Here is an 11,651-nt window from a genome sequence, read left to right as displayed (position 1 = left end):
GTTGCGCAGTACTGCGCAACTTCTTGCGCACTTGGCTGCAGGCCTTGCACTGCTTGGGCTGCAGAGGATTTAGGCCCTGAAATATTACGACCAACTGCGCAACTTCTTGCGCAGTTGGGGATTTGCCGGGACCGAGGGGGTTGTTTCGCGAGCAGGAAATTTTGGTGTGCCGGAAAGCGTTAGCACACCTCGAAACTTTCGATGGCGCGATCGCAGAATCACTATGTAAAAGCTGAATGTAGGAAATCGAGTATTTTCGGCACGGCTATGTCTGTAGGAAATTCCTGTTTTTGCACTCGCTTCAGCGAAATGCCCCCCAAACGATGCTTTTTCCATTATTCATTCTAAGTGCACGTATCGCTGCGGATGCTCCGCTCTTCGCGGAACCTGACCGAGCCTGACGAATGACATAGGTTGTTTGCAGTGCGAAGTGTCGCAGATAGCCCATTGCTCAACGGCCCGCGGCAAGAGTTGAAGTCAACCATGATTGTGAGCGCCTCTTCAGAGCGCAAGCAACATCTGGAAGCACACTTGAGCGCAGAGCAGAGAAATTTTCGATCCAGGCTGAAGGCTCGAGGTCCGGGTAACCCTTGTTTGGAGACCGAACATCAATACGAGTGGATTAACCCGATCGCTTACTCAAGCGGGGCCACGTTTCGGATTGTTATTGCAGTGAGATCAACGCAATTAATAAACATATAACTCCTAGTCATTTGTTCAACGGAGCAGGTCATTGAAAAAGGATATTTCAAGCAGAATGGTCAGCAGTCATCGTTTGACTTACCTCGATTCGCTCAGGGCCCTGGCGGCACTGACAGTCATGGGCTCTCACTATATTGAAAGAACGCCACTCCTCAGCTGGGTGGTATTCGATTATTTTCGGCCGGGGCAGTTCGGCGTCGTGGTTTTTTTTATGGTCAGCGGTTTCGTAATTCCGTTCAGTTTCAAGGATTATCCCGGAAAGAACCGGCGGTTCATGATTTCAAGGTTTTTCAGGTTGTACCCTGCCTATTGGCTCTCAGTAATATTGGCCTGCTTTGCTATTGTTTTTTTTATTTCGGGGGAGCTTGAAGAGAGCAGGGTATTGGCAAACATCACCATGGTTCAGGCAGTGTTAGGGTACGCCAACTTGTTTGGTGTGTATTGGACCTTATTTGTCGAGCTGGTTTTCTATGGTCTTTGTATTGCGCTGAGTGTATTCGGAATGCTGGGGTGCCTGAAAACGCGCTTCTGGTTGGCAATATCACTCCTATTACTTGCGCTAACCGGAGCGGCGGCACGACATTATTACTCTGTCTCGGCCCCTGTTGGAATCCTGTCATCGCTTTCATTGATGTTGTTTGGAGGGATATGGCGCAACTATCAAATCGATCGAAATCCGTCGGGAAAGAAATACAGCATGATCTGGATCGCTATGTTTGTTACCACATTTCCGATCATCGCACTGCTGGCTTACGATATCGATCAAGGGCTGCAAGAAAGTGCCTGGAATTTTACCGGTAGTTATTTTGCTGCGCTGGCGTTCTTTGTGATGGCTACCACGGTGTTGAAACTGGAAAGCCGGGTGCTCGCTTTTCTAGGGACGATCAGCTATTCAGTCTATCTGATCCATCCGTTCTTCCTGGAGTTGGCTGACTCGAAGGTGCATCTGCAGAACGGTTTCAATGCTCCTGTTTTTGTTATTTATTGTCTGAGCACGCTTGTCTTCTCATCACTTTGTTATTTCTTGATAGAGAAACGCTCGATTCGATTGGGCCAGCATATCAATGCAATTCTCGATGCGCGATTGACGAACAGCAAAGCGGCCGGCGCAGCGAAGGCATCATCGATCGAAGCGGGAGTCTGAGATCCTTGAAAATCTTACCCTTTGCTACTGACGGGGCAGCAAGTCCGGTAGATCGACTGACGCATCTGGATGCCTTGAGAGGCATCGCTGCAATGTTCGTGGTGGTAGCACACTTCATCGAACGAACCCCGCTCAGGGACTCTTTCTTCTTTGCTCATGTGAACTTGGGGCAGGTAGGGGTGGTGATCTTCTTCGTGATCAGCGGGATGGTCATTCCTTATAGTTTGAAACAGGGCCGGCATGCGCTGGCGGTTTTCGCCGTTTCCCGGTTTTTCAGACTCTATCCGGCGTATTGGTTCTCCATAGCTCTGGCGGTTGCGAGTTCGGACTGGTTTTTGTCGACGCCCGTACCGCTCTCCACAGTATTGATCAACATGACGATGCTGCAGGCCGCTGTGCAAACACCGGATCTGTTCGGCGTGTATTGGACTCTGATCATCGAGATGTTTTTCTACGTGGCTTGCGCGGCGTTATTCAGCGTCGGCCTCCTGGGTAAAGCCTGGGTGCGACTCAGCGCGGCAATCGGGTTGCTGGCAGTGGCGCTGATCTTTGCGATCACCAGGTTCTATCTGGCCAAAAAGATCCCTGTGGCGCTGCCGTTGTGCCTCTCAATCATGTTTTTCGGCAGTCTGTGGCGGGATGTCAGCCTGGGCCTGGCGCATGGGCAAGCTCACCGATACGTCGCTGTCTGGTTGGCATTATTCGCGTGTTTGCTTCCGATTATCTGCCTGCTGGCTTACAGCGCCGATCAGGGCTACAAGGAAAATCCGCTGGTTTATATGACCAGTTATCTGATCGGTATGGCCATTGCCCTTGTGGTGACGTTGTTCCTGCGCAAAAGCATCAACAGCCTGACGTTCCTGGGCACGATCAGTTATTCGATGTATCTGATACACCCGTTCTTTCTGGAGTGGGCGGCGTATGCGACAGACCTGCAGGCACAATTCGATGTTGTGGTTTTTCTGAGCTACTTGCTGGCGACGCTGGTAATGGCCAGTGTCGTTTATGCATTGCTGGAAAAACCAGGTATTGGCTTGGCTAAGGCGATCAATTCGAAATTGCAGCGCGGCGCCAGCAAAAGAGCGCAGGCCTGAGGATCGAGAGCGTCTTATAAATGAAACACCGCCCTCGGCTATACTCCCCGCATTTCGATCAGGCACGAGGATTCACTGTGAAGAACTGGACGTTGCGCCAACGCATCTTGGCGAGCTTTGCGGTGATTATCGCCATCATGCTGTTGATGGTGGTGCTGTCCTACTCGCGGTTGCTGAAAATCGAGGCCAGTGAAAACAGCGTGCGCGACGATGCCATCCCCGGCGTCTACTACAGCTCGATGATTCGCGGCGCGTGGGTCGACAGTTATTTGCAGACCCAGGAGCTGCTCGGCCTCAAGGAAGGCCAGGGCATTTCCAGCGAAGATGCGGCGGACTACAAGGCATTCGAGGCGCGTCTGCAAGAGCAGATGGCCAACTATCGTAAAACCATGGCTACCGACGAAGACCGTTCCGAGTTCGCCCTGTTCGAGAAATATCACGATACCTACATCGAGATTCAAAACGCTGTACTGGACCTGCGCAGTCGTAATCTTGAAGCGGATGCGGTCAAGTTATTCAACGAAAAACTGACTCCGGCCTGGTACACCGGGCGCATGAAACTCAACGACATCATTGGCGAAAACAAAGTCGTCGCTGATACCGCCATGGCCAACATCGACGACGCGGTGGCGACGGCCAAAGTCAGCATGGTCATTTCCCTGCTGGTCGCGGTGCTGGCCGCCGGCCTCTGTGGGTTGCTGTTGATGCGCGCAATCATGGCGCCGATGAACAGGATCGTGACCATCCTCGACATCATGCGCACCGGCGACCTGAGCACGCGCCTGAACCTCGATCGCAAGGACGAGTTCGGCGCGGTCGAAACCGGCTTCAACGACATGATGACCGAGTTGACGTCGCTGGTCTCCCAGGCCCAGCGCTCTTCGGTGCAGGTGACCACCTCGGTAACCGAAATCGCCGCCACCTCCAAGCAGCAACAAGCCACCGCTACCGAAACCGCAGCGACCACCACCGAAATCGGCGCGACCTCCCGCGAGATCGCCGCGACCTCGCGGGATCTGGTGCGGACCATGACCGAAGTGTCCACCGCTGCCGATCAGGCCTCGGTGCTCGCCGGTTCCGGCCAGCAAGGCCTGGCGCGCATGGAAGACACCATGCACTCGGTAATGGGCGCGGCCGATCTGGTCAACGCCAAACTGGCGATCCTCAACGAGAAGGCCGGCAACATCAATCAGGTGGTGGTGACCATCGTCAAAGTGGCCGATCAGACCAACCTGCTGTCGCTCAATGCGGCGATCGAAGCCGAGAAGGCGGGCGAGTACGGCCGCGGTTTCGCCGTGGTCGCTACCGAAGTCCGGCGTCTGGCGGATCAGACCGCCGTGGCCACTTATGACATCGAGCAAATGGTCCGCGAGATCCAGTCGGCGGTGTCGGCCGGGGTGATGGGCATGGACAAGTTTTCCGAAGAAGTGCGCCGTGGCATGTCCGAAGTGCAGCAGGTCGGCGAGCAGCTGTCGCAGATCATCCATCAGGTGCAGGCGCTGGCCCCGCGAGTGTTGATGGTCAATGAGGGCATGCAGGCCCAGGCGACCGGCGCCGAACAAATCAACCACGCGCTGGTGCAGTTGGGCGATGCCAGCAGCCAGACCGTCGAATCGCTGCGTCAGGCCAGTTTCGCCATCGACGAACTGAGCCAGGTGGCCGTCGGCCTGCGCAGCGGCGTTTCGCGATTCAAAGTCTGATGAGCGAAATCATCGCCAAGCGTGGCGCCGCGCCAGTGGCGAAACCGGCACTGTTCCTGCTGTTTCGCATCGGCAGCGAACGCTATGCCCTGCGCGCCACCGAAGTGGCCGAAGTGCTGCCGCGCCTGCCGCTGAAACCGATTGCCCGCGCGCCGCATTGGGTGGCCGGGGTGGTCGCCTATCGCGGCGCGGTGGTGCCGGTGATCGATCTCAGCGCGCTGACGTTTGGCCAGCCCGCCGAGGCGCGCACCAGCACGCGGCTGGTGCTGGTCAATTATCAGCCGGATCACTCGCAGCCCGCGCAATGGCTTGGGCTGATTCTCGAACAGGCCACCGACACACTGCGCTGTCATCCGCAAGATTTTCAGCCCTACGGCCTCGACAACCGCGCGGCGCCGTACCTCGGCCCGGTGCGCGAAGATGCGCAGGGATTGCTGCAATGGGTGCGGGTCAATGACTTGCTCGATGACGCCGTGCGCAGTTTGCTGTTCCCCGATCCGCCGCGCGATCCGCCGCGCGATCCGGCGCAGCTTGAGGCGCTGCCATGAGTGGTGATCAGCGCTTTTTTGATTTCCTCAAGGAACGCATCGGCCTCGATGTCGCCTCGGTGGGCGCGGCGATCATCGAACGTGCCGTACGCCAGCGCACCACACTTTCCCAGGCCGCCCACGCCGACGGATATTGGCAATTGTTGCAAGGCTCGCGGGATGAACAGCAGGCGCTGATCGAAGCGGTGATCGTCCCGGAGACGTGGTTTTTCCGCTACCCGGAATCCTTCGCTACGTTAGGCAAACTGGCGCGAGCTCGGCTTAAAGAACTCAACAACATGCGCGCGTTGCGCATCCTCAGCCTGCCGTGCTCCACGGGCGAAGAACCCTATTCGATTGCGATGGCCTTGCTTGATGCCGGATTGCAGCCGCATCAATTCAAGGTCGACGGTGTGGACATCAGTCCGCTCTCGGTGGAAAAGGCCCGGCGTGCGTTGTATGGCAAGAATTCGTTTCGCGGTCAGGATCTGGAATACCGCGAACGACATTTTTTTGCCGAGCAGGACGGCCACCGGGTCAACGAATACGTTCGCGAACAAGTGCGCTGGCAGGTCGGCAATGTGCTCGATCCGACGCTGTTGGCGAACGAGCCTGCCTTCGATTTCGTGTTCTGCCGCAACTTGCTGATCTACTTCGACCAACCGACCCAGAAGCAGGTGTTCGAAGTGCTCAAGCGCCTGACTCATGTCGACGGCGTGCTGTTTATCGGCCCGGCGGAGGGCAGTCTGCTCGGGCGCTTGGGCATGCGCTCGATTGGTATCGCGCAGTCCTTTGCCTTCAGCCGTCATAGCGAGCCGCACCCCGAACCGCTGCCGACGCCTCAACCGCTCGCCGTGCCGGTCAGCCAACCACTGCGCAGCACCCCGCCGGCACCAGTGCGCAGCCGTCCGTTTGCCGCCGTGACCGCTTTGCCAGTGACGAAAAAAACCGCCGACCCGGACGCCGCGACATTGCTGGCGCAGATTGCTGCACTGGCCAACGAAGGCAAAAGCGCCGAGGCCCGTGCCGCGTGCGAACAGTATCTGCGCAGTCATGAACCGGTGGCGCAGGTGTTCTACTGGCTCGGCCTGCTCAGCGATGTCGCCGGGCTGAGCCTCGAAGCCCAGGGTTATTACCGCAAGGCTTTGTATCTCGAACCGCAACACCCCGAAGCACTGATGCACCTGGCCGCGTTGCTCCAGGCCCAGGGCGACTCGGTGGGTGCCCGACGATTGCAGGAGCGCGCCGCCCGCAGCGGGCGCACCGCCGACAGTGAGCGTAAATGATGAGCGCGTCCGACACCTTGAACGTTACCCACGAAGATGCCCGCGCCATCGACGATTGCTGGAACCGCATCGGCATTCATGGCGACAAGTCCTGCCCGTTGCTGGAAGAGCACATCCATTGCCGCAACTGCTCGGTGTATTCCGCCGCCGCCACGCGCCTGCTCGACCGCTATTCGTTGCAGCAGGACCAGCGCGACGCGGTGGTCAGCAAAGTCGAAACCGACGTCAAGACCCGCTCTTTGCTGATGTTCCGCCTCGGCGAGGAATGGCTCGGACTGGCGACGCGCAGCCTCGTTGAAGTCGCGCCGCTGCAGGCGATTCATTCGCTGCCGCACCAGCGCTCGCGCGCCTTGCTCGGCGTGGCCAACGTGCGTGGCGCGCTGGTCGCGTGCCTGTCGCTTGTGGAATTGCTTGACCTTGACGGCAGCGTTGCGCCGGTCGGCGGCGGACGAGTCATGCCGCGCATGCTGATCATCGCCGCCCATGGCGGGCCAGTGGTGGTGCCGGTGGATGAGGTCGACGGCATCCATGCCATCGACGAACGCATCCTTGATGCCGCGTCGCAGTCCGGTGCGCAGACCAGTGCCAGGTACACCCGTGGCGTTCTGCAATATCGCGGTCGCAGCCTGCGCTGGCTGGATGAAGAACAGCTGTTGTCTGCCGTGACCCGGAGCCTGACATGACCCCCGAGCAAATGCGCGACGCCTCTCTGCTCGAACTGTTCAGCCTCGAAGCCGAGGCCCAGACCCAAGTGCTCAGCGCCGGACTGCTCGCGCTGGAGCGCAATCCGACCCAGGCCGATCAACTGGAGTCGTGCATGCGCGCGGCGCACTCGCTCAAAGGCGCGGCGCGGATTGTGGGCATCGACAGCGGCGTCAGCGTCGCCCACGTCATGGAGGATTGCCTGGTCAGCGCGCAGGAAGGCCGTTTGTTACTACGTCCCGAGCACATCGACGCGTTGTTGCAGGGCACCGACCTGCTGATGCGCATCGCCACGCCGGCCAACGCGCCGCAATCGACTGACATTGAAGCCTACGTGGTGTTGATGGGGCGTTTGCTCGATCCGTCGGCAGCAGCCGCTGTCGTTGCTTCGCCGCCGATGGCCGATTTGCAGATCGAGCCAGCGCCAATGGTGTCGGCGCCGATTATTGACGAGCCCGCCGAGCCGACACCGCGCAAAAACAAGCGCACCACCGAAGGCGGCGAGCGCGTTTTGCGCGTCACCGCCGAGCGCCTGAACAGCCTGCTCGATTTGTCGAGCAAATCGCTGGTGGAAACCCAGCGGCTGAAACCGCATCTGGCGACCATGCAGCGTCTCAAGCGCATGCAGAACAACGGCCTGCGCGCGCTGGAAAATCTCAACGTTCACCTGAAGGAGCACGCGCTGAGTCTGGAAGCGCTCGAATCGCTGGAAGATGCGCGACGCCTGCTCGCCGAGTCGCAGCAACTGCTCAGCGAGAAAAACGCCGAACTCGACGAGTTCGCCTGGCAAGCCAGCCAGCGTGCACAAGTGCTCTACGACACCGCGCTGGCCTGCCGCATGCGCCCCTTCGCCGACGTGCTGAGCGGGCAGGCACGCATGGTTCGCGACCTCGGTCGCAGCCTCGGCAAACAAGTGCGCCTGGAGATCGAAGGCGAGAAAACCCAGGTCGATCGCGACGTGCTGGAAAAGCTCGAAGCGCCGCTCACGCATCTGCTGCGCAACGCCGTCGATCACGGCATCGAAACCCCGGAACAACGCCTGCTCAAGGGCAAGCCCGAAGAAGGCCTGATACGCCTGCGCGCCTCCCACCAGGCCGGTTTGCTGGTGCTGGAATTGAGCGATGACGGCAATGGTGTCGATCTGGAGAAAGTCCGCCGCAGCATCATCGAACGGCAGTTATCCCCAGCCGAAACTGCAGCGCAATTGAGCGAAGAAGAACTGCTGACCTTCCTGTTTCTGCCCGGTTTCAGCCTGCGCGACAAGGTCACCGAAGTGTCCGGCCGTGGCGTCGGTCTGGACGCTGTTCAGCACATGGTTCGCCAATTGCGCGGGGCCGTGGTGCTGGAACAGACGGCGGGCGAGGGCAGCCGTTTTCACTTGGAGGTGCCGCTTACGCTGTCGGTGGTGCGCAGCCTTGTGGTCGAGGTCGGCGAAGAGGCCTATGCGTTCCCGCTGGCGCACATCGAACGCATGTGCGACCTGGCCCCCGAAGACATCGTGCAGGTCGAAGGCCGTCAGCACTTCTGGCACGAGGGCCGCCATGTCGGCCTGGTGGCGGCGAGTCAGTTGCTCAATCGCCCGGCCAGTCAGAACGCTGGCGCGACCCTCAAAGTCGTGGTGATCCGCGAGCGCGAGGCAATCTATGGCGTGGCGGTCGAGCGTTTCGTCGGTGAGCGCACGCTGGTGGTGCTGCCGCTGGATGAGCGCCTGGGCAAGGTTCAGGACATCTCCGCCGGGGCCTTGCTCGATGATGGTTCGGTGGTGCTGATCGTCGATGTCGAAGACATGCTGCGGTCGGTGGACAAACTGCTCAATACCGGGCGCCTGGAACGCATCGCTCGCCACGGCAACCAGGCTGCCGAAGCGGCGCGCAAACGGGTGCTGGTAGTCGATGATTCGCTGACCGTGCGCGAGCTGCAACGCAAACTGCTGCTCAATCGCGGCTACGATGTCGCGGTGGCGGTGGACGGCATGGACGGCTGGAACGCGCTGCGTTCGGAGAACTTCGATCTGCTGATCACCGACATCGACATGCCGCGCATGGACGGCATCGAGCTGGTCACCCTGTTGCGCCGCGACAACCGTCTGCAATCGCTGCCGGTGATGGTCGTGTCGTACAAGGATCGCGAAGAAGACCGTCGCCGTGGACTGGACGCCGGCGCCGACTATTATCTAGCCAAAGCCAGTTTTCATGACGACGCCCTGCTCGATGCAGTGGTCGAGCTCATTGGGGGAGCGCGGGCATGAGGATCGCAATCGTCAACGACATGCCCCTGGCGGTGGAGGCCTTGCGCCGAGCACTGGCCTTCGAGCCGGCGCATCAGGTGATCTGGGTCGCCAGCAACGGCGCCGAGGCGGTGCAACGCTGCGCCGAATACACCCCGGACCTGATTCTGATGGACCTGATCATGCCGATCATGGACGGCGTCGAAGCCACGCGGCGGATCATGGCCGAGACCCCGTGCGCGATTGTCATCGTCACCGTCGACCGCCAGCAGAACGTGCACCGCGTGTTCGAGGCCATGGGGCACGGCGCGCTGGACGTGGTCGACACCCCGGCGATCGGCGCCGGCAATGCCCAGGAAGCGGCGGCACCGTTGCTGCGCAAGATCCTCAACATCGGCTGGCTGATCGGCGACAAGGCGCCACGTTCGCGCCCGGCGCCGAGTTCGCCGCGCAGTTCGCCGTCACGCCAGCGGCTGGTGGCGATCGGTTCTTCTGCGGGTGGGCCGGCGGCGCTGGAGGTTTTGCTCAAAGGCCTGCCGAAGGATTTTTCCGCGGCGATCGTGCTGGTGCAGCACGTCGATCAGGTATTCGCCGCTGGGATGGCCGAGTGGCTGGCCAGCGCCAGCGGTCTCGATGTGCGTCTGGCCCGTGAAGGCGAGCCGCCGCAAAGTGGCGCGGTGTTGCTGGCCGGGACCAATCACCATATTCGCTTGTTGAAAAACGGCACGCTGGCCTACACCGCCGAACCCGTCAACGAGATCTATCGCCCCTCGATCGACGTGTTTTTCGAGAGCGTGGCCAGTTACTGGAACGGTGACGCGATCGGGGTTTTATTGACCGGGATGGGGCGCGATGGTGCGCAAGGGCTTAAGCTCATGCGCCAGCAGGGTTATTTGACCATCGCTCAGGATCAGCACAGCAGTGCGGTGTACGGCATGCCCAAGGCTGCCGCGGCGATCGATGCCGCGGTGGAAATTCGCCCGCTGGAAAAGATAGCGCCACGATTGCTGGAGATTTTCCCCAAATGAACAGGTTGATCGGCAATCCAGGCCCCCGCAGTACTCAGGTGACCGCTCATGAATGATTTACAGATCGACGACATTAAAACCGACGAGAACGCCGCCATGGTGTTGTTGGTGGATGATCAGGCGATGATCGGCGAAGCGGTGCGCCGTGGGCTGTCGGATCAGGAAAACATCGACTTCCACTTCTGCTCCGACCCGCAGCAGGCCATTGCCCAGGCGGTGCGGATCAAACCGACGGTGATCCTCCAGGACCTGGTGATGCCCGGCCTCGATGGCCTGAGCCTGGTGCGCGAATACCGCAATCACCCGGCGACCAAGGACATTCCGATCATCGTCCTCTCGACCAAGGAAGATCCGCTGATCAAGAGCGCGGCGTTCTCTGCTGGCGCCAACGACTATCTGGTGAAACTGCCGGACACCATCGAACTGGTCGCGCGCATCCGCTATCACTCGCGCTCGTACATGACGCTGCTGCAACGCGATGCGGCCTACCGTGCGTTGCGGGTCAGCCAGCAGCAGTTGCTCGACACCAATCTGGTGCTGCAACGGCTGATGAACTCCGACGGCCTGACCGGGCTGTCCAACCGCCGTCACTTCGACGAGTACCTGGAACTGGAGTGGCGCCGTTCGCTGCGCGATCAGACGCAGTTGTCATTGCTGATGATCGACGTCGATTACTTCAAGTCGTACAACGACAGTTTTGGCCACGTAGAAGGCGACGAAGCGTTGCGCAAGGTCGCGACGGCGATCCGCGAGGCCAGCGCGCGACCGTCGGACCTGCCGGCGCGTTATGGCGGCGAGGAGTTTGTGCTGGTCCTGCCGAACACCTCGCCGGGCGGCGCGCGGCTGTTGGCCGAGAAGCTGCGCCAGACCGTGGCGGCGCTGAAGATCCCGCATAACACCCCGGCCGAGGGCTCCAGTCTGACCATCAGCATCGGTCTGGCGACGATGGTGCCGCAGGCGGGTAGCGATTGTCGGTTGCTGATCTCGGCGGCGGATCGTGGCCTTTATCTGGCTAAAAACAACGGTCGTAACCAGGTCGGGATCGAATAACGGCTTTCCCTCACCCCAGCCCTCTCCCGGAGGGAGAGGGGGCCGACCGAGGTGTCTGGCGCTTTACATCGACCTGATCGACCGAGTCGATTATGGATCTTCAGGCTTGGCGATTCCGGATTCGGCAAAGCCCTTTCACGTCGGCGTACCTCTCAAATATCCCCCAATCGGTCCCCTCTACCTCAGGGAGA

The 11,651-nt window shown here is 59.9% G+C and carries 9 protein-coding genes; all 9 read left to right on the top strand.

Annotated elements, in window-relative coordinates; genetic code table 11:
- Positions 1-733: 733 nt before the first annotated feature.
- The 9 genes from DCO47_RS13990 (at position 734) to DCO47_RS13950 (ending at position 11,460) form a co-directional block, all read left to right on the top strand.
- The gene (locus tag DCO47_RS13990; protein WP_133247408.1) at positions 734-1,846 is read left to right on the top strand and encodes an acyltransferase; all 1,113 of its coding nucleotides are present in this window, start codon (positions 734-736) and stop codon (positions 1,844-1,846) included.
- A gap of 5 nt (positions 1,847-1,851) precedes the next feature.
- Positions 1,852-2,940: an acyltransferase gene (locus tag DCO47_RS13985; RefSeq protein WP_256590153.1), complete on the top strand. Its 1,089-nt coding sequence runs from the start codon at positions 1,852-1,854 to the stop codon at positions 2,938-2,940.
- A 77-nt stretch (positions 2,941-3,017) separates the two neighbouring features.
- The gene (locus tag DCO47_RS13980; RefSeq protein ID WP_042606940.1) at positions 3,018-4,640 is read left to right on the top strand and encodes a methyl-accepting chemotaxis protein; all 1,623 of its coding nucleotides are present in this window, start codon (positions 3,018-3,020) and stop codon (positions 4,638-4,640) included.
- A complete protein-coding gene (locus tag DCO47_RS13975) occupies positions 4,640-5,188 on the top strand; it encodes a chemotaxis protein CheW (RefSeq protein ID WP_116658292.1) in 549 nt (182 codons plus the stop codon). The genes DCO47_RS13980 and DCO47_RS13975 overlap by 1 nt, the downstream gene beginning before the upstream one ends.
- On the top strand, positions 5,185-6,453 hold the full coding sequence (locus DCO47_RS13970) for a protein-glutamate O-methyltransferase CheR (protein ID WP_116658291.1): 1,269 nt from the start codon (positions 5,185-5,187) through the stop codon (positions 6,451-6,453). Before DCO47_RS13975 ends, DCO47_RS13970 begins: the two co-directional genes overlap by 4 nt.
- Positions 6,453-7,136: a chemotaxis protein CheW gene (locus DCO47_RS13965; protein WP_042606943.1), complete on the top strand. Its 684-nt coding sequence runs from the start codon at positions 6,453-6,455 to the stop codon at positions 7,134-7,136. The genes DCO47_RS13970 and DCO47_RS13965 overlap by 1 nt, the downstream gene beginning before the upstream one ends.
- The gene (locus DCO47_RS13960) at positions 7,133-9,403 is read left to right on the top strand and encodes a hybrid sensor histidine kinase/response regulator (protein WP_064364281.1); all 2,271 of its coding nucleotides are present in this window, start codon (positions 7,133-7,135) and stop codon (positions 9,401-9,403) included. Before DCO47_RS13965 ends, DCO47_RS13960 begins: the two co-directional genes overlap by 4 nt.
- Positions 9,400-10,410, top strand: a complete 1,011-nt coding sequence (locus DCO47_RS13955) for a chemotaxis response regulator protein-glutamate methylesterase (protein WP_042606945.1) — start codon at positions 9,400-9,402, stop codon at positions 10,408-10,410. Before DCO47_RS13960 ends, DCO47_RS13955 begins: the two co-directional genes overlap by 4 nt.
- 48 nt (positions 10,411-10,458) lie before the next feature.
- Entirely contained in the window at positions 10,459-11,460 is a 1,002-nt protein-coding gene (locus tag DCO47_RS13950; RefSeq protein ID WP_116658290.1) for a PleD family two-component system response regulator, read from the top strand.
- Positions 11,461-11,651: the final 191 nt, after the last annotated feature.

Source organism: Pseudomonas sp. NDM, from assembly GCF_003105095.1.
Taxonomy (GTDB): Bacteria; Pseudomonadota; Gammaproteobacteria; order Pseudomonadales; family Pseudomonadaceae; genus Aquipseudomonas; species Aquipseudomonas moraviensis_A.
Note: the sequence above shows the minus strand (reverse complement) of the source record. Positions and strands in the feature narration are given on the sequence as shown.

What these genes read in the sequence shown, in the direction of transcription:
- DCO47_RS13975 (WP_116658292.1), top strand. Translation starts at nt 4,640, where the DNA reads ATGAGCGAAATCATCGCCAAGCGTGGCGCCGCGCCAGTGGCGAAACCG.
- DCO47_RS13970 (WP_116658291.1), top strand. Translation starts at nt 5,185, where the DNA reads ATGAGTGGTGATCAGCGCTTTTTTGATTTCCTCAAGGAACGCATCGGC.
- DCO47_RS13965 (WP_042606943.1), top strand. Translation starts at nt 6,453, where the DNA reads ATGAGCGCGTCCGACACCTTGAACGTTACCCACGAAGATGCCCGCGCC.
- DCO47_RS13960 (WP_064364281.1), top strand. Translation starts at nt 7,133, where the DNA reads ATGACCCCCGAGCAAATGCGCGACGCCTCTCTGCTCGAACTGTTCAGC.
- DCO47_RS13955 (WP_042606945.1), top strand. Translation starts at nt 9,400, where the DNA reads ATGAGGATCGCAATCGTCAACGACATGCCCCTGGCGGTGGAGGCCTTG.
- DCO47_RS13950 (WP_116658290.1), top strand. Translation starts at nt 10,459, where the DNA reads ATGAATGATTTACAGATCGACGACATTAAAACCGACGAGAACGCCGCC.